This window comes from Micromonospora sp. TSRI0369, from assembly GCF_001905625.1.
Lineage (GTDB): Bacteria > Actinomycetota > Actinomycetes > Mycobacteriales > Micromonosporaceae > Micromonospora > Micromonospora echinospora_A.
Map to the genome: position 1 here is coordinate 773 of NZ_LIVU01000006.1, position 22,581 is coordinate 23,353.

Here is a 22,581-nt window from a genome sequence, read left to right on the forward strand (position 1 = left end):
GTAGGGCCGGATCGGGTTGGGCGAACATGCCAGTTCGCCGAAGTGGCGGGCACGTGCACCAGATCGGGAAAGTTGCTCCATCACACCCGCCCCGACCACACCACCTCCCCGAAGTGGCGGGACGCCGCCAGCGCCAGATGGGGGAAGCACACGGCCAGGTAGGGCCGGCTCGGGTGGGGCGAACATGCCAGTTCGCCGGAGTGGCGGCACGGGCGCCAGATCGGGGAGACGGCTACATCGGGACCGCCCCGACCGCGCCACCTCCCCGAAGTGGCGGTGGCAGAGGGCGCACGGCGGGGGCGGCCGGAGGCCGCCCCCGCCGTGCCGTGCCGCCTCGGTCAGCCTGGGTTGGGGCGGTTGTTGGTGAAGTTGCCCACCTGGGCACCCGTTGCCGAGTTGTCACTTGTGGAACCTCCGGCCGGGGTGCTCAAGCCACCCGTACCGGCGTCCCCCGTGGTCGTCGGCGCCACCTTGCCCGGGTGCTTCTCCGGCTGCCGGGCCACCCGGCGCACACTGGCCGGGCCGGCCGTGCCGCCGGTCGTGGTCACCGCGCCCTGACCCCGGGTCGGTCCGCCGTCGCGCAGCACCGTCGGGTCGACGGGCACGTCCGCCGGGTCGTCCGGGTCGAGTTCCTGGCGCATCCGCTCCACGTCGGTCTGCGGCACCGTGACCTCGTCCAGCGCGCCCTCGCCGTACACGCCGCCGGCGACCCGCTGCTCGGCCCGCCGGGCGGCGTCCTGCCGCATGTCGTCCTCACGCACGTCAACCACCTCGCAGCTCTCTCGGGGTATCGGTGTTGCGTGCCCGACGGCGGGTGGCTGAAACCGGAGCCGGCGGCGGGGGCCGGGTGCGTGCCGGATGTCCGGTTCGGGAGCGGGGCGGCCATCAGATGACGACCTGCGGTTAGCTTGTCTCCGGGCTCGGGTAGACCCAGGGTGCCCCCGCCACAGAGCGCGAACCGTGCCGTGGCCGACCTGCGGTAGCGGGGCGAGGGTGTGCAGGTTAACGACTCATCAAATCCTTGAGGAGGACCAGATGAGCACGCAGGCTGCATCCACCAGGCCGATGAACCGGCCGATGTCCGACGTCCAGAACCGGTCGAGCATGCAGGACACGTCGACCCGGCACATGCCGTCGATGCACGACGGTCACCGGGAGAACATGCCGTCCCCGGGTACGGAGACGAAGCAGGCGTTCCTGACCACCGAGTTCTGGGTGTACGCCGCAGCGGTCGCGCTCGTCGTGATCGCCGCGTTCTGGAAGGGCACCACCGCCAACGGCCTGAACATCAACAACCCGAACCAGGCCTGGTGGTACCTGACCGCGCTGACCGGCGCGTACCTGGTCAGCCGTGGCCTGTCGAAGGCGGGCAGCGCGCGCCGTTCCGGCAAGGAGCGCCGCGGACGTTGATCGCACGCCGCGTGAACGGCGACGCCCCCGGGATCCGTCCCGGGGGCGTCGTCGCGTGTGCTCACTCCCCGCCGAAGTCCCCGAAGTCGTCGCCGCCGCCGTCGAACGCGTCCTCGAGCATCTCCCCGGCGATCATGCCGCCGGCGACGCCGAGCGCGGCGCCCGCGATCACGCCGCCCATGCCCGGGCCGCGCCGCCCGTGGCCGGCGTAGCCATGACCCGGGTAGCCGTGGCCGCCACCGTGCGGCATGCCGAAGCCCTGGGCACGCATGCTGCCGTACCGGCCGGTGGTCTCCCGCAGCCAGCCGTCGACGACCTGCACCCAGTCGGTACGGGCGGCGTCGGTGTGCGGGATCGAGTACCGCCCGAAGACGTCGTGCCCGGGGCTGAGGAAGCCGCCGCGCTTGTCGCACTCCAGGATCACCTCGACGCCCTGCTGGCTGGTCACGAACGTCAGCTCGACCTCGGTGACCGTCTGCGCGTACTGCGGCGCGGCGAAGAACTCGATCTCCTGGTAGAACGGCAGCGTCTGCGGCACGCCGTAGATGTGGCCCCGCTCCAGGTCGGCGTGCTTGAACCGGAAACCGAGCGCCTGGAACGCCTCCAGGATGCGCTCGTGGACCGGCAGCGGGTGCACCGACACCTGGTCCAGGTCGGACTTGTCGACCGCGCGGGCCACCGCCAGTTCGGTACGCAGGCCCATGGTCATGCCGTGCAGCCGCTGGCCGTAGACGTCGGTGATCGGGGTCTCCCACGGCACCGGCATCTGGAACGGGATCGACAGCTGCTGCTTCGGCGCCAGCTCGAACGCGCCGCTGACGGGCAGCCGGTGGAACTCCATGGCGCCCGCGTACTCGTGGTCGCCGCTCTCGATCTCGACGCGGGTGACCAGGCCGAGGTTGATCTGCTCGATCCGTGCCGGGCTGTCGCCGCCGACCAGGTTGACGTGACCGTCCAGGGTCAGTCCGGGCCGGGTGTTCGGGTTGGTGAGCACCGTGTCGACGCTCGGGCCACCCACGCCGAACGCGCTCAACATCTTCTTGAAGACCATCGGTCACTCCCGCTGAACGGCACTCCGACATGGACCGTCGGACGCTTCGTCAGGGCACCCTAAATGCCGCGACTGAGAAGTGGCTGTGAGGCACGCCGGATCACAGGCCCTCCTCCTGGTGCTCGGTCTCCAGAGTCGGCGGGCTGTCGGCGTCGGGGGTGATACGGATCCGGCTGGTCTTGATCCGGTCGTCGAGTTTCGCGTAGCAGAACTGCGGCAAGGGTTTGCCGACCGGCACCAGCGCGGTCTCCGGGAACTCGTCGCACCGCAGGTCGCTCCAGCGGTTGTCGCTCGTGTACTGGCGGTGGAACAGCGCGAGCAGCCCGTCCCGGGTGACCACCGTCCGCTCGGCGGTCGCCGTCCACTGGAAGAGCTGGGAGCCCGACGGCCTGGCGACGACCGTGTAGACCACGTCGAGTTCGGCGTACGTGACTGTGCAGTCGAACGTCGCCGCCTGTTCGCCGGTGAATCCCTTGTTGTCGCAGCGGCTCGTCATCGGCTTCAGCACTCCGGCGGAGGCGAGCACGTTCTGCTCCAGCGTGTGCCGGATGCCCGGATCGGGCCGGCCGTAGAGGAGGTTGGGCTTGGGCCATGTCGGTTTCGGCGACTCGGGCACCGCCGGTGACGGCACCGGGCGGCCGAGGCCCTCCCAGTCGTCCTGGTTGACCACCTCGGTGATGAGCTGACCGACGCCGCAGAGACCGCCGCAGACGAGCAGCGCGACGACCAGGCCCAGCAGGATCTTCCGCCCGCCGGGTCTCGCCTGCTGCGGGCCTCCCGGCTGGGCCGTGGCCTCGGCGTACTGACGATCACCGTCCATATTGTCTCCCCCGTCGATCGTGACGAGGGCAGAGGGTAGCCGACGGCGGACCGGCTGTCAGTCCGCCCGAACCACCACCAGTTCGCCGACCTGCTCGCCGAGTTGGCGTCGGGCCTCCGGCAGCAGACCGGTGTCGGTGATGAGCACGTCGGCCTCCTCCAGCGGGGCGATGGTGGCGATTCCGATCGTCTCCCACTTGGTGTGGTCGGCGAGCACCACCAGCCGCCGGGCGGCGCCGATCAGCCGCCGGTTCACCGCCGCCTCCAGCAGGTTCGGGGTGGTGAACCCGGTACGCGGACTCATCCCGTGCACGCCGAGGAAGAGCAGGTCGACGTTGAGCGCAGCGATCGCCGCCTCGGCGACCGGGCCGGTCAGCGCGTCCGAGGGGGTACGGATGCCGCCGGTCAGCACGACGGTCTGGTCGGTGCGCGGGTTCTGGTAGAGCGCGTCGGCCACCGGGATCGAGTTGGTGACCACCGTGAGCCCGCGTACCTCGGCCAGCCGGGCGGCCAGCGCGGCGGTGGTGGTGCCGGCGGAGAGCGCGACCGCCATCCCCGGCTCGACCAGGCCGGCGGCACGCTCCACGATGGCTCGTTTCTCGGCCTGCTGCCGGACCGACTTGGCGGCGAAGCCGGGCTCCTCGGTGGAGCCGGGCCCGGCGAGCGTCGCGCCGCCGTGCACCTTGTCGATCAGGCCGCGGTCGGCCAGCACCTCCAGGTCGCGGCGGATCGTCATGTCGGACACCCCGAAGCGGCTGACCAGGTGACTGACCCGGACGCCGCCACGCTGGCGGATCAACTCCAGGATGGCGCTCTGCCGTTGCTGGGCGAGCATGGGGACCTCCTCGGCGCGCACGGCTGGGTACCGGTCAGGCGGTCGCGGGTGGCGGCGCGGGCTCCTCGCGGACCACCGCCACCTCCCCCGCCGGCACCTCCAGCTCGCCGTCGCAGCGGTCGCCGCCGAGCAGCTCGACGCCGGTGACCGGCAGCCGGGCCGGCTCGGTGCTGTGGTTGATCACGAACAGCCAGCTCCGGTCCGCCGCCGAGCGGCGGCGGACCACCTCCACTCCGGCCGGCGCGTCCACCGGCGGCCGGACGCCGGTCTCGGCGAGCAGCCGGGCCACCAGCCGGTCGGTGGCGTCGTCGTCGAGCCGGGTGCCGACGTACCAGGCGGCGCCCGCGCCGACGGCGTTGCGGGTCAGCGCCGGCACGCCGGGCAGGGGCCCGTCGGCGTACGCGGCGAGCACCTCCGCGCCCTCGGCGTGCAGCCACTCGGTCCACACGTCGGCGCGGGCGCCGTCGTCGAGGCGTACCGTCTCGCCGGCCCGCAGCGGGAAGAACTCCTCGACGCGTACGCCGAGCAGGTCGCGGTACGCGCCGGGGTAGCCGCCGAGCCGGATGTGGTCGTGCTCGTCGACGATGCCGCTGAAGTAGGTGACCAGGGCGGTGCCGCCGGCCTCCACGAACCGGCGCAGCGCGTCGGCGTCGGCGTCGCGGGTGAGGTAGAGCGTGGGCACCACGACGAGCCGGTAGCGGGACAGGTCGGCCGAGGGGTGCACCACGTCGGCGGTGACCCCGGCCCGCCAGAGCGCGCCGTGCAGCGCGGACAACCGGTCGGTGTAGGTGACGTCGACGCTGGGGTGGGAGTCGAGTTCGGCGCCCCACCAGGCCTCGTAGTCGAACAGGATCGCCACGTCGGCGTCGACGCGGCTGCCGCGTACCTCGGCCAGCGCGCGCAGGTCGGCGCCGAGCCGGCAGACCTCGCGGAACACCTTGGTGTCCGGCCCGGCGTGCGGGACCAGCGCGGAGTGGAACTTCTCCGCGCCAGCCCGGGAGGCCCGCCACTGGAAGAACAGCACCCCGTCGGCGCCGCGCGCGACGTGGGCGAGGCTGTTGCGGCGCATCTGGCCCGGCGTCTTCGCCACGTTGCGGGGCTGCCAGTTGACGGCGCTGGTGGAGTGCTCCATCAGCAGCCACGGCGCGCCACCGGCGACGCCCCGGGTGTGGTCGGCCGCCAACGCGAGGTTGACCTGCGGCTGCGGGTCGGCGGCGGTGAGGTAGTGGTCGTTGGCGACCACGTCCACGTCGGCGGCCCAGGAGTGGTAGTCCAGGTACTTGATGCCGGTGCCGATCATGAAGTTCGTGGTGACCGGTTGCGGGACGAGCCGGTTCAGCAGTTCCCGCTCGGCGCGCAGCTGGGCGCGCTGCTCGTCGGAGGAGAACCGCAGGAAGTCCAGTTGCTGCGTGGGGTTGGCGAACGTCGGCGCGGTACGTGGCGGGTTGATCTCGGCCCAGTCGTGGTAGCGCTGGCTCCAGAACGCGGTGCCCCAGGCCGCGTTGAGCGAGTCCAGGTCGCCGTAGCGCTCGCGCAGCCAGCCGCGGAACGCCTCGGCGCTGACGTCGCAGTAGCAGTGCACGTTGTGGCAGCCGAGTTCGTTGGAGACGTGCCAGAGCACGACGGCGGGGTGCCGCGCGTACCGCCGGGCGACCGCCTCGACCAGGGCGAGAGAGTGGTCGCGGAACACCGGCGAGCTGGGGCAGTACGCCTGCCGGCCGCCGGGCCAGAGCACCGTGCCGTCGGCGCGGCGGGGCAGCGTCTCCGGGTGCCGGTGCGCCAGCCACGGTGGCGGGCTGGCGGTGGCGGTGGCCAGGTCGACGCTGATGCCACCGTCGTGCAGCAGGTCGATCGCCCGGTCCAGCCAGTCGAAGACGTACCGGCCGGGGGTGGGTTCCAGCAGCGCCCAGGAGAAGATGCCGACCGAGACCAGGTTGACCCCGGCCCGTCGCATGAGTTCGACGTCCTCGGCCCACGTCTGCTCGGGCCACTGCTCCGGGTTGTAGTCGGCGCCGTACCAGATGCCCTCGCCGTGCCAGTTCCGCATGACAGCAGAGGTTGCCCCCGAACAGCATCCAAGTCAACACTTTCCAACATCGACTGATGTTCTAACGTTTACCGGCTCTTTGCCCTGCCTTACCGGCAACAGCGCCGTTCTTTTGCCCTCTTGACAGCGCCGCGCCAAGGGGTAGCTTCAAGCGCCACCGGCTGTTTGTGTTCGGACGTGTGGATTCTCGGTGGATCTGCCGCGGCCGACATGAACACCGCTCACCGCCAACGATCACGGTCCATGAGCGCAGCGCACCTCTTCCACGCAGGAGGCACCATGTCCCGTCCCCGCTCGCAAGCCGAATACCTCGCCCGGCTCGTACCCCCGTCCGTCGCCGGCCTGAACCGGCGCTCGCTGCTCGCCGGCGCGGCCGGCGCGGGAGCGCTGCTCGGCACCGGGCTGCTCGCCGGCTGCGGCGACTCCGACTCCGGATCGGGCGGTGACGCCAAGAGCGTCTCGCTCGGCTCCAACCAGTCCGACCCGAAGCCCAAGGACGTCGTCGCGAAGGTGATGGACGGCTTCAAGACGTCCTCCGGGGTGACCGTCAACATCAACACGGTCGACCACAACACGTTCCAGGAGAACATCAACAACTACCTGCAGGGCAAGCCGGACGACGTGTTCACCTGGTTCGCCGGGTACCGGATGCGCTTCTTCGCCGCCAAGGGCCTGGCCGGCGACCTCAGCGACGTGTGGGGCAAGCTCGACGGCTACTCCGAGGCGTTCAAGAAGGCGTCCACGGGCGACGACGGCAAGCAGTACTTCGTGCCCGCCTCGTACTACCCGTGGGCCGTCTTCTACCGCAAGTCGGTGTGGCAGCAGCGCGGCTACCAGGTGCCCAAGACGCTGGACGACCTGAACACGCTCGGCGCGCAGATGAAGAAGGACGGGCTGAACCCGATCGCCTTCGCCGACAAGGACGGCTGGCCGGCGATGGGCACGTTCGACATCCTCAACCTGCGGATCAACGGCTACCAGTTCCACATCGACCTGATGGCCGGCAAGGAGGCGTGGACCTCCGACAAGGTGAAGAAGGTCTTCGACACCTGGGCCGGGCTGCTCCCCCTGCACCAGCCGGACTCGCTCGGCCGCACCTGGCAGGAGGCCGCCCAGTCGCTGCAGCAGAAGAAGAGCGGCATGTACCTGCTCGGCCTGTTCGTCGGCCAGCAGTTCAGCGGCGCCGACCTGGAGGACCTGGACTTCTTCACGTTCCCCGAGGTCGACTCCACCATCGGCGCGAAGGCCCTGGACGCCCCGATCGACGGCTACATGATGGCCCGCAAGCCGAAGTCCAAGGACGCGGCGGAGAAGCTGCTGACGTACCTGGGCTCCAAGGAGGCGGCGGACATCACTGTCAAGAACGACCCGAGCACGCTCGTCGCCAACAGCGGCGCGGACACCGGCGCCTACACCGCGCTGCAGAAGAAGGCGGCCGAACTGGTCGGCTCCGCCACCGAGATCGCCCAGTTCCTCGATCGCGACACCCGGCCGGACTTCGCCTCCACCGTGATGATCCCGGCGTTGCAGCAGTTCATCAAGGACCCGAAGGACATCAGCGGGCTGCTCACCAGCATCGAGAACCAGAAGAAGTCGATCTTCACAAGCTGACGGCGGAAGGGGGAAGGACATCATGTCCGACCTGCCCCTGATCCAAGCGGATCGCGCCGTGCCGCCGCCGGCCGCGACCACCACGAACGGTGGTCGCGGTCGCCGGCTACGGCTCCTGTCCCGCACCGACCGCGTGGTCATCACGCTCATGGTGCTGGTACCCCTGCTGCTCGTCGCCGGCCTGGTCTGGCTGCCCGCGGTGGCGACGGTGCTGCTCTCCGGCACGAACTGGGACGGCATCGGCCCGATCTCCGAGATCGAGTGGGTCGGCGTCAAGAACTACGACGACGTGGTGAACATCTACCCGCCGTTCGTCCCCGCCGTGCAGAACAACCTGCTCTGGCTGGCCGCGCTGTTCGTGGTGGCCACCCCGTTCGGCATGTTCCTCGCCGTGCTGCTCGACAAGGAGATTCGCGGCAGCCGCTTCTACCAGACCGCGCTCTATCTGCCGGTGGTGCTGTCGCTGGCGCTCATCGGCTTCGTCTGGCAGCTCATCTACAGCCGCGACCAGGGGCTGCTCAACGGCGTGTTCGGCGGCGAGACCGACTGGTACGGGGACCCGAACGTCAACATCTGGGCCGTACTGGTGGCGGCCGGCTGGCGGCACGTTGGCTACATCATGCTGCTCTACCTGGCCGGCCTCAAGGGCGTCGACCCGTCGTTGCGGGAGGCCGCCGCGGTCGACGGCTCCTCGGAGACCAGCACGTTCTTCCGGGTCGTCTTCCCGGTGATGCGGCCGATCAACATCATCGTGCTGGTGGTGACGGTGATCGAGTCGCTGCGCGCGTTCGACCTGGTCTGGGTCATCAACAAGGGCCGCAACGGGCTGGAGCTGATCTCCGCGCTGGTCACCCAGAACGTGGTCGGCGAGGCCAGCCGGATCGGCTTCGGCTCCGCGCTGGCGACGATCATGCTGGCCGTCTCGCTCGTCTTCATCACCATCTACCTCTGGACCGTGATGCGGGAGGGCAAGCGATGACCGCCGCAGTCTCCACCGGCCGCCGCCCCGTGCGGCCCGCCCGGGTCGCCCTGCACCTCTTCCTGGGTACGGTCGCAGTGGGCTGGCTGTTCCCGATCCTGTGGGCGGTGCTCACCTCGTTCCGCTCCTACGAGTACACGGCAGCCAACGGCTACGTGTCCCTCGGCGGCTGGACCGTCGACAACTACGTCACCGCGTGGCGTACCGCCGAGTTCGGCAAGCACTTCCTCAACTCGGCCTACATCACAGTCCCGGCGGTTCTGCTCACGCTCTTCCTCGCCTCGTGCGTGGCGTTCGTGATCGCCCGGTTCAGCTGGAAGTTCAACATCGCGCTGCTCGGCCTGTTCACCGCGGCGAACCTGCTGCCGCAGCAGGCGCTGCTCATCCCGCTGTTCCGGATGTTCACCGAGATCCCGCTGCCGGCCTGGATGAGCGACTCGGAGCTGCTCTACGACAGCTACTGGGGACTGATCCTGGTCAACGTCGCGTTCCAGTGCGGCTTCTGCGTGTTCGTGCTGAGCAACTACATGAAGGCGCTGCCGCACGAGCTGTACGAGGCCGCGATGGTCGACGGGGCGAACGTGTGGCGGCAGTACTGGCAGGTGACGATGCCGCTGTGCCGCCCGGCGCTCGCCGCGCTGGCGACGCTGGAGGTCACCTGGATCTACAACGAGTTCTTCTGGGCCACAGTGCTCATGCGTACCGGCGACAAGTTCCCGGTCACCAGCTCGCTGAACAACCTGCGCGGCGAGTTCTTCACCGACAACAACCTGGTCTCGGCCGGTTCGGTGCTGGTCGCGATCCCCACCCTGGTGATCTTCTTCCTGCTCCAGAAGCAGTTCGTCCGGGGTCTGACGCTGGGAGCCTCCAAGGGATGACGATCGTCCACCTGCGCCGCGCGCGGACCAGCCTGGTGCTCGACGCCCGCGGCCCGGGGCTGCCCCGGGTCGTGCACTGGGGCGCCGACCTCGGCCCGCTGCCCGACGGGGACCTGCCAGCGCTCGTCGACGTCACGGTGCCGCCGGTGGTGCCGAGCAGCTTCGACGCGCCAACTGTGCTGTCGTTGCTGCCCGAGGCCAGTGCCGGGTGGAGCGGGCGGCCCGGCCTCGCCGGTCACCGCGACGGCCGGGACTGGTCCACGGCGTTCCGCCTGACCGACCTCGACGTGCACGACGACCTCGCGGCGCCGCCGCCCGACCTGTTAGGAGGGGACCCTTTACATGCACCAGGCGTTAACAAGGGGCCCTTCCTTACATATGGGCGGGTGGTGGTGCGGGCGGCGGACCCGGACGCCGGGCTGAGCCTGACCGTCGAGCTGACGCTGGACGCGGCGGGCGTCCTCACGCTGCGGCACCGGCTGCGCAACGACGGCGACGGCCGGTACGAGCTGCGCGAGCTGACGCCGGTGCTGCCGGTGCCGGCGGTCGCCACCGAGCTGCTCGACCTGACCGGCCGCTGGTGCCGGGAACGCGCCCCGCAGCGGCACCCGTGGCCGATGGGCGCGTGGGTCCGTGAGGGGCGGCACGGCCGCACCGGACACGACGCGACGCTGCTGCTGGTCGCGGGCACTGCCGGGTTCGGGTTCCGGCACGGCGAGGTGTGGGCGGTGCACACCGCGTGGAGCGGCGACCACGTCACGGCCGCCGAGCGCCGCCCGACCGGCGAGTCCACGCTCGGCGGCGGTGAGCTGCTGGCGCCCGGCGAGGTCGTGCTCGGACCCGGCGAGGAGTACGCCACTCCCCTGCTCTACGCGGTGCACTCGGCCGACGGGCTGGACGGGCTCAGCGACGCCCTGCACACGCACCTGCGGGCCCGCCCGTCGCACCCGCGCACACCGCGGCCGGTGACGCTGAACGTGTGGGAGGCGGTCTACTTCGACCACGACCTGGACCGGCTGCGGGCGCTCGCCGACCGGGCCGCCGAGGTCGGGGTGGAACGCTTCGTGCTCGACGACGGCTGGTTCCGGGGCCGGCGGCACGACCAGGCCGGGCTCGGTGACTGGTGGGTCGACGGCGACGTCTGGCCGGACGGGTTGCAGCCGCTGATCGACCACGTACGCGGGCACGGCATGCAGTTCGGGCTCTGGGTGGAGCCGGAGATGGTCAACCCCGACTCCGACCTGTTCCGTGCCCACCCCGACTGGGTGCTCCAGGCGCCGGACCGGCTGCCACCACCGTGGCGGCACCAGCAGGTGCTCGACCTGGCCAACCCGGACGCGTACGCGTACCTGCTCGGCCGGCTCGACGCGGTGCTGAGCGAGCACGACGGGCTCGCGTACCTGAAGTGGGACCACAACCGCGACCTCACCGAGGCCGGGCACGCCGGACGGCCCGGGGTGCACGCGCAGACCCTGGCGGTCTACCGGCTGCTGGACGAGCTGCGCGCCCGGCACCCGGGCGTCGAGATCGAGAGCTGCTCGTCCGGCGGCGCCCGGGTCGACCTGGAGATCCTGCGCCGCACCGACCGGGTGTGGGCCAGCGACTGCAACGACGCGCTGGAACGGCTGTCCATCCAGCGCTGGACCGGCCTGCTGCTGCCGCCGGAGCTGATCGGCACGCACATCGGGCCGGAACGCTCGCACACCACGCGCCGCGTGCACGACCTGAGCTTCCGCGCGGTCACCGCGCTGTTCGGCCACCACGGCATCGAGTGGGACATCAGCGCGATCGACGCCACCGAGCGGGCCGAACTCACCGCCTGGGTGGCACTGCACAAGAGGCTGCGCCCGCTGCTGCACGGCGGTCGGGTGGTCCGGGTCGACTACCCGGACCCGGCCGTGCAGGCCCACGGCGTGGTCGCCCACGACCGCTCCCATGCGGTGTACGCGGTCAGCCGGGTCGCCACGTCGGCGGCGCAGGTGCCGGGCGCGGTGCGGCTGCCCGGGCTGGACCCGGCCCGGCGCTACCGGGTCCGTCCGCCCGCCGGGGCAGCGGAGCCGGCGATGCTGGAGCTGTCCCCGCCGGGCTGGCTGGCCTGGCCGGGCGACGGCGTCACGGTGAGCGGTTCGGTGCTGGCCTCGGTCGGCCTGCAACTACCGGCCCTGCACCCCGAACAGGCCCTGCTGCTGGAGGTCGTCGCGGCCTAGCGGAACAGGTGGGCGTGCTCGGTCGCCCAGTCGTCGAAGCTGCGCGGCCGGCGGCCGATGAGGTCCGCGACGCTGGGGCGCTGGGCGTCGGTCCACGCGGTCAGCTCGTCGAGCCGTATGTGGTACTCCCGCAGGGCGTACAACGTCACGTCGATGCCGCTGTCGGTCCAGCCGTGCCGTCGCCAGATTGCCCGGCTGTCCTCGGGGGACACCTCGACGCCGGTGATCTCACACCCGATGGCCCGGCCGATGCCCGCCAGGCGGGACCGGGTGCTGATCGGCGGCCCGACCGCCTCCAGCACGGCGCCCACGTGGTCGTCGGTCCGCATCGCGACAGCGGCGACGGCGGCGAGGTCGTCCTCGTGGATGAAGGGGTAGTAACCGCTCTGGAGGAACGCCTCCCGTACGGTGCGCTCGCCACGGATCGTCTCCGGCCAGTCCGACCCGGTGGCCGGATAGGTGCCCTCGATCGCCGCGCCCATCACCGCGGACGGGCGGATGTGCGTCCAGCGCAGGCCCGATCGCTCGACCGCGTGCTCGATGGCCAGCCAGAACCAGGTCTCGGGTGGGTAGTCCGGCTCGTACTCGGTGCCGTGCGAGGACAGCACCACCACCTTGGCGGCCCCGGCGTCGCGGGCCAGCCGCACGACATCCGGCGTCGTGTCGGCCACGGCTCCGGCGAGAAAGACCGTCCCGACACCGGCGAAGGCCGCGGCATGGTCCAGCGGCCGGGTGACGGAGCCCTCGACGAGATCGGTGCCGTCGGGCCAGCCGTCGGTCTGACCGGGCTCGGCCAACACCCGTACCCGGTCACCGGCATCCAGAAGGCGCCGGGCCAGGCACCGCCCGACGATGCCGGTGGGGCTGCTGCCGGCGTCCTTGCGGGGAGCGACGGCGGTGAGCAGATGCAGCGTCGCGCGATCGACGTGCACGACGGGGATGATTCGGCGCAAGCCAAGACCCTCCTGGGCTACAGGTGGGGATCTTGCGCCGCCCTCGACGTGAAGGATGGTTGCGGATCCGGTGGACTCAACCTAACCCTCGGTGGAGGGTCGGTCAATCATCGATCCGCCACCGCCCCGCCCGCGCCCCGTGATCAAGGAGTTTGTGTCCCGTTCGGACACTGGCGGTGACACAAACTCCTTGATCACCGACTAGGGGGTCAGGCGGGAGTGCAGGTGACTGCGGGGGTGGGGTTGGTGCCGGTCCAGGTGCCGATGAAGCCGAAGCTGGTGCTGGCTCCGGCGCCGAGGCGGCCGTTGTAGTCGACGTTGCGGGCGGTGTACGCCGACCCGCTGTTGCTGACGCTCGCGTTCCACGCCTGGGTTACGGACTGGCCGTTGGCGTACGTCCAGCGCACCGTCCATCCGGTGATCGCCGCGGCTCCGGCGGTCACCTTGACCTCGCCCTGGAAGCCGCCCTGCCACGAGTTGCCGACGGTGTAGGTGGCGGTGCAGCCACCGGACGGCGGGGGCGTGGTGGGCGGCGGCGGGGTCGGGCTGACGGTCGGGCTGGTCGTCGGGCTGACGGTGGGGCTGACCGTCGGGCTGGCGGTCGGGGTGGTGCTGGCGTACACCGACGCCTCACGGGAGGTGGCGGCGATGCCGTTGGCGCCGTTGAAGATCCGCTGCCCCCAACTGGTGAGCTGGGCCGGGTTGAACGAGGTGGTCATGTCCAGGTACTCCACGCCGCCGCCGTTGCCGCTCCACGACCAGCCGAGGTAGCCGATGCCGTTGGCCTGGCTGTACGCCATGATGGCGTCCTCGTCCGGGTTGCCGTCGGAGTGGTTGAACCCGAACTCGCCGACCACGATGGGCAGCCCTGCGGTACGGAACCGGCCCAGATACTCGCTGATCTCGGCGGCGGTGTCGAACACGCCGTACATGTGGATGGAGAAGACGGTGTTGCGCTGCGGGTCGGCGGCGAACACGGTGCCGGCGTTGTCGCGCATGGTGAACGACCAGTCCTGGCCCCAGTTCGGCGCGTCCACCATGATCGTGTGGGTCAGGCCGGCGGCGCGCAGCCGCTTGATCGCGTTCGAGGTGTCGGTGGTCCAGGCGCTGTAGCCCTGGTTGCCGAACGGCTCGTTGCCGATGTTGACGATGACGTACCTCTCCTGGCCCTTGAGCACGTCGGCGATGCTCAGCCAGTAGTCGGTGGCCTTGGCCAGCGTGGCGGCGGCCCCCTCCTCGCCGTACCCGGTGGTGTCGTGCACCTCCAGCACGCAGATCATCCGGTTGGCCTTGCACAGGGAGATCACGTTGGCCACGTCGGCGGCGCTGTTCTTCGTCCAGCGGTCGCCGCTGGCCAGCACCACCCGGACGGTGTTCGCGCCGAGCGCCTTGATGTTGGCGAACGAGCTGGTCTGCTGCGGGTACCAGGTGTGCGCGTGGTTGACCCCGCGCATGACGAACTCGGAGCCGTTGGCGTCGTAGAGCCGCCCGTTGGAGACGGAGAACCCGGTGGCGGCTTGGGCCGGCTGCGCGAGGGCGAAGACGGCGGCGAGGGCCGTCAGCAGGGCGGCGCCCGCGACGGAGAGCAGTTTCTTCATGGCTGTCCTCAGGGGAAGATCTCCCCCCGTGCCCGAGCGGGGGTGCGGTGACGGTGACGACGATGGTGGCGGCTGAGCCCGGCAGCCGCCGCCGGTTCCCGGCGGACGCCGCATCAGCGTATGGCGATGGATCCCGGAAGGCAACCGGTTAAGCGAAACAACCCGGGAGGCTGTGGCACTCGACGGGCGACACTAACTGAACCGGTTAAGGGATCGAGGCGCGGCGAGCCGGAGAAGCGGACAGCAGGGTTGACCCGCGCCGGGCGGGGTATCCGGGGACGATCCGCCCGGGAAGGAGATGTGCCATGGTCAACGTCGGTTACACCCTGATGTGCGAGCAGGCCGGCCCGAAGGAACTGGTCGACCACGCCGTACGCGCCGAGGCCGCCGGCTTCGACCACCTGGTCATGTCCGACCACTACTACCCCTGGCTGGACTCCCAGGGCCACTCCCCGTACGCCTGGTCGGTGCTCGGCGCGGTCGCCCACGCCACCAGCCGGGCCGAGCTGATGTCGTTCGTGACCTGCCCGATCCGGCGCTACCACCCGGCGGTGGTGGCGCAGAAGGCCAGCACCATCGGCGTGCTCTCGGACGGACGTTTCACGCTGGGCCTCGGCGCCGGGGAGAACCTCAACGAGCACGTGGTGGGCGGATGGCCGCACGTGCAGCAGCGGCACGAGATGTTCGAGGAGGCGCTGCAGATCATCCGGCCGCTGCTCAACGGCGAGACGCTGACGTTCTCCGGCAACCACTTCGACGTGCCGGACGCGTACGTCTGGGACCGCCCGGACCGGCCGGTGCCGATGGCGGTGGCCGCCTCCGGACGGCAGTCGGCCACGCTGGCCGCCGAGTACGCCGACGCGATGATCGCCACCGACCCGCTGCCGCACCTGATCGACATGTACGAGGAGGCCGGTGGCGCGGGCCGCCCCCGCTACGGGCAGGTGGCCATCTGCTACGGCCCGGACGAGGACGAGTGCCGCAAGATCGTGCACGACCAGTTCCGCTGGTTCGGCCTGGGCTGGAAGGTCAACGCCGACCTGCCCGGCCCGGAGTCGTTCGCCGCGGCGACCCAGTTCGTGCGCGAGGAGGACGTGGCCGAGGGCGTCCCCTGCGGCCCGGACACCGACCGGCACGTCGAGGCGTTCAAGAAGTTCGTCGACGCGGGCTTCACCCACGTCGCGCTGATCCAGGTGGGCGGCGACAACCAGCCGATGTTCCTCGACTGGGCCCAGGAGGAGCTGTTGCCCCGGCTGCGGGAGCTGTGACAGTCCCGTCGTCCCCGCCGGGGCGCTTCAGCCGGGCCGAGCTGCGGCTCGCGCTTGCCGCGCCCCGGCCGGCCGCCGGGCTGACCAGCGACTTCCGGCCGGTCGGCGGGCTGCGCGCGCACACCCGCCGGGCCGCCGGCCCGGACCCCGACGCGCCACCTGTGGTGCTGGTGCACGGCCTGGCCGTGTCGCACCGCTACCTCACGCCGCTGGCCGTCGCGCTGGCGCCGCACGGGCCGGTGTACGTGCCGGACCTGCCCGGCTTCGGGCTGACCGAACGCCCCGGCACCGCGTACGACGTGGACCGGCACGTGGCGTTCCTGGTCGACTGGCTGGCCGCGTACCGGTTGGGTCCGGTCTGCCTGCTCGGCCACTCCTTCGGCGCGGAGGTGGCCGCGGCGCTCGCCGCCCGCCACCCCGGCCTGGTTCGGGCCCTGGTGCTGGCCGGGCCGACCTGCGACCCGGCCGCCCGGTCCCGGCGCGGCCTGATCGGCCGCTGGCTGGTGGACACGCTGCGCGAGGCGGCGTGGCAGGCGCCGATCCTGCTGCGCGACGTGACCAACGCACGGCCGTGGCGGGTGTTCGCGACGCTGTCCCACTCGGTCCGCAACGCGGTCGAGGAGGACCTGGTCCGGGTCACCGCGCCGACGCTGGTGCTGACCGGCGCCCGCGACCCGGTCGCCCCGGCCGCCTGGCGCGACCAGGTCGCCCGGCTGGTGCCGGGCGCCCGCTCGGCCGCGGTGCCCGGCGCGGCGCACAACGTGGTCACCACCGCGCCCGCCCAGGTCGCCGCCGCCGTCCACGGCCTGCTCACCATCACCACGAGGAGTTGACGCCATGCGTATCGGAAACACCGAGATCCGCCCCGCCGGGGGCGGGCTCGGCTGCCTGCTGATGATCCTCTTCTCGATCGTCGCCTCGGTGGTGCTCACCGTGCTGCTCAACCTGGTCCTGTAGAACCCGGCCCGGCGTCCGCGAGGGCGGCACCAGAATGGGGCATGCCCCTGCTGACCGCGCTGCCGCTGGCGCTGGAGATGGTCGCCGGGTCGAAGCTCGTCAGCGCCGTCGTCCTCGCCGGCGGCCACCACCCGCGCCGCAGCTCGGCGGCCTTCCTCGGCGGCGTGGCGGTCGGCGTCCTCGGGCCGCTGACGCTCTGGTACGCGGCGTTCCGGGTGGTACGGCACACCGCCGTGCACGGCATCGGGGTGGGCGGCAGCCGCCGGCTCATCGACTGGATCGTGCTGGGCCTGCTGGCCGTCCTCATGGTCGTCACGTTCCGCAGGCGGCGGCGCGACCGGCCGCCCGGGTGGCTGCGCCGGTTGCAGGACCCCCGGCCCACGTACGCCTTCGGTCTGGGGCTGGTGCTCGCCGTCGCCGTGCCGAGCGACGAGCTGGTCATGGCGTCGGTCGCGGGCAGCATGGCCGGACACGGCCGCCCGTGGTGGCATCTGCTGCCGTTCGTGGCGCTCACCGTGCTGCTGCTGGCGTTGCCGCTGCTCACGCTGCTGGTCTTCGGCGACCGCGCCGAACGGCTGCTGCCGGCCTTCCGCGCCTGGACCGACAGGCACTCCTGGCTGGTCAGCGAGGCGGTCATCCTGATCTTCGCGGCGTTCGTGGTGGCCGACCTGGCGTCGACGTCGTTCAGCCGGCCGTGAGGTCCACCTCGGCCAGCACCGGATAGTGGTCGGACGCCGAGTCGGCGTCACCGTCGCGGACCACCCGCACCGCGCGTACCCGATCGGCCAGCGCCGGGGTGGCGAGCAGGTAGTCCAGCCGCATCCCGGCGAACTCGGCGCCGCCGTGCCGGGTCGGCACGGTCCGGCCGCCGGGTTCGTCGCCGCCGGAGCGCGGCCACAGGTCGACCAGCCCGGCGTCGAGCAGCCGGGCCACCGCGCGGGTGTCCACGGTACGGCCGTCGCGGCGCAGGTGCCGCCGCCGGTACGGGGTGGCCAGCCCGGCGAGCCGGGCCGTGTGGTCGACGGCGGGCTCCAGCGTGTTCAGGTCCCCGGCGAGCAGGGCCAGCTCTCCCCCGGTACGCCGCAGCGCGGCGGCCAGCCAGTCCGCCTCCATCCGCCGCCGCCCGCCCGAGTAGGGGTACAGGTGCGTGCTGAGCACGGTCAGCGGTCCCGCGCCGGTGGCCACCCGGACCAGGGCGGCGGCGTGGTGGAACGGGCGGCGGACCCGGTCGGCGCGCAGCACCCGCAGCGGCGGGCGGACCAGCACCGCCACCGGCTGGCCGAGGCAGGACCGGGCCAGGTACGGCGCCATCCCGAGCCGCTCGGCCAGGCCGCCCAGCGTGGCGTCCATGCCGCGCAGCTCCTGCAGGGCCAGCACGTCGGGGCGCTGCGCGGTGACGACCGAGACGATCCGGTCCCGGCGGTCGGCGCCGCCCGCGTCCCGCCCGCCGGTCCGGATGTTCCAGGTCATCACCCGCAGCATCGGCTCAGTCCGGCCGCGCGGCCTTGGCCAGCTCGTCGTCCAGCTCGTCCACCTGTTCGGACTCGATCGCCGGCTGGTTGCCCTCGGCCACGTCGGCGTTCGGCTTGATCACCCAGTACAGCAGCGACAGCCAGAGCGCGCCGAGCAGGATCGCGCCCATGAAGTCCGTCGGGTGGTGCATGCCCCGGTACATCCGGGAGGTGGCCACTCCGACCGGCATCAGCACGGCCATGCCCACGAACAGCCACCGCCACCACCTGTCGGTACGCGGGAACACGATGATCGCGATGGCCGCCCAGAGGCAGATGGTGGCCGCGATGTGCCCGGACGGGAACGACGAGGTGGGCATCTGCCCGTCCAGGTTGTCCACCGGCGGACGGGGCCGGTCCACCACACGGGCGCTGGCCAGGAACAGGCTCAGCTCGCCGAACATCGCCAGCACCACGAACAGCACCGGCCGCCAGCGCCGCCACAGTGCCAGCACGATCGGGCAGAACACCAGCGACACCAGCAGGATCGCGTGGGTGTCGCCGAACTTGCTCCACCACCAGCTCACGTCGGTGAGAAAATCGGTGTGCCGCTCGGCGAACCAGCGCGGCACCTTCGTGTCGAGCGTGTCGAAGAACGTGCCCTTGGCGTGGTAGCTGACGAACATCCCGAACGCGTAGAGCGCGCCGAAGACGAGCACCCAGCCGACGAGCAGCTCGGCCACCGCGGAGCGGGGGTGCTCCAGCACCTTCTCCTCGTCCGGCGCGAGCGCCAGTTCCTCGCCCGCCTCCGGCTCCAGGCCCTCGCGCAGCGGCGGCACCGGCCGGCCCCGCTCGCGCCGCCACAGCCGGAAGGCGTACGCGGTGACGCCCAGCCAGGCCGCGCCGAGCAGCCAGCCGCCGATCACGTCGGACACGAAGTGCACGCCCAGCGCGATCCGGGTCAGCCCGACCAGGAAGACCAGCACGGCGGCGATGGCGATCGCGGGCTTGCGCCAGCGCGGCGACATGGCCGGCAGGAACACCAGCAGCAGCGCCCCGTACGCGACGAACGAGCCGAGCGCGTGGCCGCTGGGGAAGCTGTTGCCCGGGGCGTCGGCGATCGGCACGTCCACCACCGGGCGCAGCCGTCCGACGAGCGCCTTGAGCGACGGGTCGAGGATCAGCCCGCCCACGCCGGTGACGATCAGGTAGACCGCCAGCCGGGACTGGCGGCGGATCAGCAGGCCCACCACCGCGATGGTGACCAGCCAGATCAGCACCGGCCGGCCGCCCAGGTCGGTGATCGCCTGGAGCACGGTGACCAGCGGGCCGTGCGACGCCACCAGGTCGTTGAACCACTCGGCCGCCGCATGGTCGGCGTCGCGCAGCGGGCTCCAGCGGAACCGGACGAGCATCAGGAGCAGCCCGAACCCAACTCCCGCACCGGCCACGGCGAGCAGACCCACCAGGCTCCGCTCGGCGAAATGGCCCAGCGGCCGGCGCCCGGCTTCCTTGACCGCGGTCACACCGCACCTCCCTCGTTCCTCTGCGAGGCGCGCTGTACCCGATCGGCGTGACTCGTACACGCCGGACCGGCGCGGCGTCAGAGCGAGGTCATCTCACCGGTGTCGAACAGGTCCTCACGGTGCGCCTCCGGCTGCCACAGATCCGGCTGGGCCGGCTCGTCCACGCCGATGCGCATCGCCTCCAGCTGGGCGGCGAAGGCCAGCCCGCCGAAGAGCGCCATTCCGGTGAGGTTGGCCCAGAGCAACAGCGCCATCATGCCGGTCAGCGCGCCGTAGGTCTGGCCGAATCCGCCGCTGTACTTCACGTAGGCGGCCAGCAGCAGGCTGGCCAGCCACCAGATCGCGATGGCGATGGCCGCGCCGAAGACGAGCCAGGACAGGCCGGGCTGCCGGCGTCGCGGCGCGTGCCGGAACAGCACCGCCACGGCGAGCACCGTCAGGCCGAGGCTCAGCGGCCAGCGGATCAGGTCCCATCCGGCCATCGCGGCGTCGCCCCACTCGTAGTGCCGCCGTACCGACTCGCCCATCGCCCGGCCGCCGACCAGGATGAGGAAGCCGGCCAGCGCGGGCACGCCGGCGACCACCGCGAGGACCGTGGCGCGCAGGTACTTGGCCAGCGCCGGGCGGTCCCGCTCGACGCCGTAGATCCGGTTCGCGCCCCGCTCGATCTGCGCCATCGTGGTGGTCAGCGCGACCAGCCCGGTGAGCAGGCCGAGGGTCAGCGCCAGCTCACCGGCGCTCTCGGTGCGCTCGCTGTCGGTCAGCAGTTGCTGCACCATGGCTTCGCTCTGGCCGGGCGTGATGGCCAGTACGGTGTCGGCGACGACCTTGCCGCCCTCGTCCACGCCCAGGTCGGTGATCAGGCCGGTGAGCGCGATCAGGAACGGCACCACCGCCAGGCAGAGCTGGAACCCCAGCGCCCGGGAGTGGCTGAAGCCGTCGCCGTAGCGGAACCGGACGAACGCGTCCCGCAGCAGGCACCAGCCGCCGTGCCGGCGCAGTGTGTGCCAGGCGTCGTCGGCGGACAGCTCGTTCTCGGTCATCAACCGGGTCTCGGGGACCAGCTTGGTGCTACTCACGGCGGGCCTCCTCGACCAGGTGCTCACCGCGCTCGCCGACCGCGTCGGCGTCCTCCGCCAGGTCGGGGTCCTCCTCCGGGCGCGGTACGCAGAGCCAGAGCGACTCGGGGCGGATGGTGGCCTTCAGCGAGCGGCCCGGCTCGATCAGGTCGCCGTCGAGCTGCCGGGGCTGCGACCGGGTGCTGGTGATCTCGACCGAGCGGGCCCGGAACACCTCCATCCCGGGGACCCGGTCGCGGCGGCGCAGCACCGCCCAGCCCATGGCGAGCCAGTGGCCCAGCGTGCGCGGCGTCAGCACCGCCACGTCGAGCCAGCCGTCGTCCGGCTCGGCGTCGGTGAGCAGGCGTACCCCGCCCTGGAGCCGCCCGACGTTCGCGACCAGGACCGAGCGGGCCCGGCGGCGCAGCGGCGGCTTGCCGTCGATGCGCACCGAGACCCGCATCGGCCGGTCCCGCAGGTGCCGGGCGGCGCCCACCACGTACGCCGGCCAGCCGATCCGCTTCTTGGTGGTCTCGGAGGTGGAGTCGAGCATCTGGGCGTCGAAGCCCATCCCGGCCATCACCGCGAAGCACTGGTCGCCGACCACGCCGACGTCGAGGCGGCGCATCCCGCGCTCGACGGCGACCTGGAGCCCGGCGGCCAGGTCGCCGGAGAGGCCGAGGTTGGCGGCGAGCAGGTTTCCGGTGCCCTGGGGCAGCACCGCCAGCGCCACGTCGGTGCCGGCCAGCGCGGTCACGCAGGCCATCACCGTGCCGTCGCCGCCGCAGGCGAAGACGACCTCCGCGCCCGCCTTGACGGCCTGTTCCGCCTGCCCGCGGCCCGGGTCCTCGACTGTCGTCTCGTACCAGGTCGGGGCCGGCCACCCGGCGGCGGCGAGCGCGCCGTCCACGGTGCGGCGGAACTCGTCCAGGTCGGTCACCTTGACCGGGTTGACCACCACTGCCGAGCGCGGGGTGCGGTTCTCCGCGTTCACCGGGCGCTTGTCGTCTGCACCGTCCACGGCGTCAGTGTGCAGGACACGGGGCGTGACGGCGACCCGGCGCAGCGGGACGTTGCGAGGACCGCAAACAGGTTTGAAAACTCCGGTGGCCTCAGGCGGCCTCGCGCAGTGCCGCGTCGATGCGGCGGCGCAGGTCGTCGATGTCCGCGCCGGCCTCGGTCAGCACCACCGCGGCCAGGCCGTTTCCCTCGCGTAGCAGGCCGAGCAGGATGTGTTCGGTGCCGATGTGCCGGTGGCGCAGCCGCAGCGCCTCGCGCAGCGACAGCTCCAGCACCTTCTTCGCCCGGGGCGAGAACGTGCCGTGGTGCGGCCGGCGACGCCACCACCGGCGCGGGCGCGGAGACGCCTCGCGCAGCGCGTCGGGGCCGAAGGACTCCTCGATCCGGGACACGATCGCGGCGAGGTCGATGCCGATCTCGCGCAGCGCCGCGGCGTCCGCCTCGCCGAGCCCGTCGACGCCCCGCGCGGCGTGGCGGGCCACCGCGGCGCGCAGGGCGTCGGCCTCGATGCCGCCGGCCGCCAGCAGCCGGGCGGCCAGGCTGTCGCTGTCGGCCAGTACGCCGAGCAGCAGGTGCTCGGTGCCGACCGGCCGCCGCCCCTCGGCGCGGGCCTCGTCGAGCGCATGGCGCACCACGGTGCGGGCCCGGTCGGTGAATCGTTCGAACATCACGCCTCCCAGCTGTCGCGTACCGCCGGTCGCCCGGCGTGCTTCTTGTGGACCGCCTGCCGGCTGACCTCGAGGGCGTCGGCGATCTCCTGCCAGGACCAGCCCTGTCGCCGGGCGTTGTCCACCTGGATCACCTCGAGCCGTTCGAGCAGTCGGCGCAGGGCGAGCACGGCACGCAGGCCGACCTTGGGGTCGGTGCTGCCGGCCGCCGCCGCGAGTTCCGTAGCCTGACTCATGCTGTCAAT

Annotated in this window: 21 protein-coding genes; 8 read left to right on the top strand and 13 right to left on the bottom strand. The window is 71.8% G+C overall.

Going from position 1 to position 22,581, the window contains the following annotated elements; genetic code table 11:
• Nucleotides 1-338: 338 nt before the first annotated feature.
• Nucleotides 339-761, bottom strand: a complete 423-nt coding sequence (locus tag AMK25_RS20755; RefSeq protein ID WP_073830078.1) for a hypothetical protein — start codon at nucleotides 759-761, stop codon at nucleotides 339-341.
• A gap of 274 nt (nucleotides 762-1,035) precedes the next feature.
• On the opposite strand from AMK25_RS20755, the gene AMK25_RS20765 reads away from it, so the two are divergent.
• On the top strand, nucleotides 1,036-1,410 hold the full coding sequence (locus AMK25_RS20765; protein WP_043325541.1) for a hypothetical protein: 375 nt from the start codon (nucleotides 1,036-1,038) through the stop codon (nucleotides 1,408-1,410).
• Between the two features lie 61 nt (nucleotides 1,411-1,471).
• On the opposite strand, the gene AMK25_RS20770 is transcribed toward AMK25_RS20765, so the two are convergent.
• From AMK25_RS20770 to AMK25_RS20785, 4 genes are all read right to left on the bottom strand, one after another.
• Complete coding sequence (locus AMK25_RS20770; RefSeq protein ID WP_073830079.1) at nucleotides 1,472-2,461, bottom strand: sporulation protein; 990 nt, start codon at nucleotides 2,459-2,461, stop codon at nucleotides 1,472-1,474.
• A gap of 100 nt (nucleotides 2,462-2,561) precedes the next feature.
• A complete protein-coding gene (locus AMK25_RS20775; protein WP_073830080.1) occupies nucleotides 2,562-3,281 on the bottom strand; it encodes a hypothetical protein in 720 nt (239 codons plus the stop codon).
• Between the two features lie 57 nt (nucleotides 3,282-3,338).
• Nucleotides 3,339-4,115, bottom strand: coding sequence for a DeoR/GlpR family DNA-binding transcription regulator (locus tag AMK25_RS20780; RefSeq protein WP_073830081.1), 777 nt, complete (start codon nucleotides 4,113-4,115; stop codon nucleotides 3,339-3,341).
• 34 nt (nucleotides 4,116-4,149) lie between these two features.
• Entirely contained in the window at nucleotides 4,150-6,162 is a 2,013-nt protein-coding gene (locus tag AMK25_RS20785) for a beta-galactosidase (RefSeq protein ID WP_073830082.1), read from the bottom strand.
• A 243-nt stretch (nucleotides 6,163-6,405) separates the two neighbouring features.
• Between AMK25_RS20785 and AMK25_RS20790 the strand changes: the two genes are divergently transcribed.
• Genes AMK25_RS20790 through AMK25_RS20805 form a run of 4 tightly spaced genes read left to right on the top strand, consistent with a single transcriptional unit; the run spans nucleotide 6,406 to nucleotide 11,837 of the window.
• Nucleotides 6,406-7,773, top strand: a complete 1,368-nt coding sequence (locus AMK25_RS20790; RefSeq protein ID WP_241826433.1) for an ABC transporter substrate-binding protein — start codon at nucleotides 6,406-6,408, stop codon at nucleotides 7,771-7,773.
• A gap of 22 nt (nucleotides 7,774-7,795) precedes the next feature.
• Nucleotides 7,796-8,752, top strand: coding sequence for a carbohydrate ABC transporter permease (locus AMK25_RS20795; protein WP_073830084.1), 957 nt, complete (start codon nucleotides 7,796-7,798; stop codon nucleotides 8,750-8,752).
• Entirely contained in the window at nucleotides 8,749-9,630 is an 882-nt protein-coding gene (locus AMK25_RS20800; RefSeq protein ID WP_073830085.1) for a carbohydrate ABC transporter permease, read from the top strand. The genes AMK25_RS20795 and AMK25_RS20800 overlap by 4 nt, the downstream gene beginning before the upstream one ends.
• A complete protein-coding gene (locus AMK25_RS20805; protein WP_073830086.1) occupies nucleotides 9,627-11,837 on the top strand; it encodes an alpha-galactosidase in 2,211 nt (736 codons plus the stop codon). Before AMK25_RS20800 ends, AMK25_RS20805 begins: the two co-directional genes overlap by 4 nt.
• Here AMK25_RS20805 and AMK25_RS20810 read toward each other — a convergent pair.
• Nucleotides 11,834-12,769 carry an SDR family oxidoreductase gene (locus AMK25_RS20810; protein WP_241826434.1) on the bottom strand — a complete coding sequence of 312 codons (936 nt, stop codon included), beginning with the start codon at nucleotides 12,767-12,769 and terminating at the stop codon, nucleotides 11,834-11,836. The genes AMK25_RS20805 and AMK25_RS20810 overlap by 4 nt on opposite strands.
• Before the next feature lie 230 nt (nucleotides 12,770-12,999).
• Nucleotides 13,000-14,388, bottom strand: coding sequence for a cellulase family glycosylhydrolase (locus AMK25_RS20815; protein ID WP_073830088.1), 1,389 nt, complete (start codon nucleotides 14,386-14,388; stop codon nucleotides 13,000-13,002).
• Nucleotides 14,389-14,693: 305 nt separating this feature from the next.
• Between AMK25_RS20815 and AMK25_RS20820 the strand changes: the two genes are divergently transcribed.
• The 3 genes from AMK25_RS20820 (at nucleotide 14,694) to AMK25_RS20830 (ending at nucleotide 17,311) form a co-directional block, all read left to right on the top strand.
• The gene (locus tag AMK25_RS20820) at nucleotides 14,694-15,656 is read left to right on the top strand and encodes a TIGR03557 family F420-dependent LLM class oxidoreductase (RefSeq protein WP_073830089.1); all 963 of its coding nucleotides are present in this window, start codon (nucleotides 14,694-14,696) and stop codon (nucleotides 15,654-15,656) included.
• Entirely contained in the window at nucleotides 15,653-16,489 is an 837-nt protein-coding gene (locus AMK25_RS20825) for an alpha/beta fold hydrolase (RefSeq protein ID WP_083664784.1), read from the top strand. Before AMK25_RS20820 ends, AMK25_RS20825 begins: the two co-directional genes overlap by 4 nt.
• Before the next feature lie 165 nt (nucleotides 16,490-16,654).
• Complete coding sequence (locus AMK25_RS20830; protein WP_073830090.1) at nucleotides 16,655-17,311, top strand: GAP family protein; 657 nt, start codon at nucleotides 16,655-16,657, stop codon at nucleotides 17,309-17,311.
• Here the strand turns inward: AMK25_RS20830 and AMK25_RS20835 are convergent.
• The 6 genes from AMK25_RS20835 to AMK25_RS20860 form a co-directional block, all read right to left on the bottom strand.
• A complete protein-coding gene (locus AMK25_RS20835) occupies nucleotides 17,298-18,095 on the bottom strand; it encodes an endonuclease/exonuclease/phosphatase family protein (protein ID WP_073830091.1) in 798 nt (265 codons plus the stop codon). The genes AMK25_RS20830 and AMK25_RS20835 overlap by 14 nt on opposite strands.
• Nucleotides 18,096-18,099: 4 nt before the next feature.
• Nucleotides 18,100-19,590, bottom strand: a complete 1,491-nt coding sequence (locus AMK25_RS20840) for a phosphatase PAP2 family protein (protein ID WP_073830092.1) — start codon at nucleotides 19,588-19,590, stop codon at nucleotides 18,100-18,102.
• A gap of 77 nt (nucleotides 19,591-19,667) precedes the next feature.
• A complete protein-coding gene (locus tag AMK25_RS20845) occupies nucleotides 19,668-20,669 on the bottom strand; it encodes a YihY/virulence factor BrkB family protein (RefSeq protein ID WP_073830093.1) in 1,002 nt (333 codons plus the stop codon).
• A complete protein-coding gene (locus AMK25_RS20850; protein WP_073830094.1) occupies nucleotides 20,662-21,669 on the bottom strand; it encodes a diacylglycerol/lipid kinase family protein in 1,008 nt (335 codons plus the stop codon). Before AMK25_RS20850 ends, AMK25_RS20845 begins: the two co-directional genes overlap by 8 nt.
• Before the next feature lie 91 nt (nucleotides 21,670-21,760).
• Entirely contained in the window at nucleotides 21,761-22,336 is a 576-nt protein-coding gene (locus tag AMK25_RS33000; protein WP_073830095.1) for a Clp protease N-terminal domain-containing protein, read from the bottom strand.
• Entirely contained in the window at nucleotides 22,336-22,572 is a 237-nt protein-coding gene (locus AMK25_RS20860) for an HTH domain-containing protein (RefSeq protein ID WP_043325563.1), read from the bottom strand. Before AMK25_RS20860 ends, AMK25_RS33000 begins: the two co-directional genes overlap by 1 nt.
• Nucleotides 22,573-22,581: the final 9 nt, after the last annotated feature.

Coding starts and splice junctions, on each gene's coding strand:
- AMK25_RS20765 (WP_043325541.1), top strand. CDS start 1,036: ATGAGCACGCAGGCTGCATCCACCAGGCCGATGAACCGGCCGATGTCC.
- AMK25_RS20770 (WP_073830079.1), bottom strand. CDS start 2,461: ATGGTCTTCAAGAAGATGTTGAGCGCGTTCGGCGTGGGTGGCCCGAGC.
- AMK25_RS20775 (WP_073830080.1), bottom strand. CDS start 3,281: ATGGACGGTGATCGTCAGTACGCCGAGGCCACGGCCCAGCCGGGAGGC.
- AMK25_RS20780 (WP_073830081.1), bottom strand. CDS start 4,115: ATGCTCGCCCAGCAACGGCAGAGCGCCATCCTGGAGTTGATCCGCCAG.
- AMK25_RS20785 (WP_073830082.1), bottom strand. CDS start 6,162: ATGCGGAACTGGCACGGCGAGGGCATCTGGTACGGCGCCGACTACAAC.
- AMK25_RS20790 (WP_241826433.1), top strand. CDS start 6,406: ATGAGCGCAGCGCACCTCTTCCACGCAGGAGGCACCATGTCCCGTCCC.
- AMK25_RS20795 (WP_073830084.1), top strand. CDS start 7,796: ATGTCCGACCTGCCCCTGATCCAAGCGGATCGCGCCGTGCCGCCGCCG.
- AMK25_RS20800 (WP_073830085.1), top strand. CDS start 8,749: ATGACCGCCGCAGTCTCCACCGGCCGCCGCCCCGTGCGGCCCGCCCGG.
- AMK25_RS20805 (WP_073830086.1), top strand. CDS start 9,627: ATGACGATCGTCCACCTGCGCCGCGCGCGGACCAGCCTGGTGCTCGAC.
- AMK25_RS20815 (WP_073830088.1), bottom strand. CDS start 14,388: ATGAAGAAACTGCTCTCCGTCGCGGGCGCCGCCCTGCTGACGGCCCTC.
- AMK25_RS20820 (WP_073830089.1), top strand. CDS start 14,694: ATGGTCAACGTCGGTTACACCCTGATGTGCGAGCAGGCCGGCCCGAAG.
- AMK25_RS20830 (WP_073830090.1), top strand. CDS start 16,655: ATGCCCCTGCTGACCGCGCTGCCGCTGGCGCTGGAGATGGTCGCCGGG.
- AMK25_RS20835 (WP_073830091.1), bottom strand. CDS start 18,095: ATGCTGCGGGTGATGACCTGGAACATCCGGACCGGCGGGCGGGACGCG.
- AMK25_RS33000 (WP_073830095.1), bottom strand. CDS start 22,336: ATGTTCGAACGATTCACCGACCGGGCCCGCACCGTGGTGCGCCATGCG.
- AMK25_RS20860 (WP_043325563.1), bottom strand. CDS start 22,572: ATGAGTCAGGCTACGGAACTCGCGGCGGCGGCCGGCAGCACCGACCCC.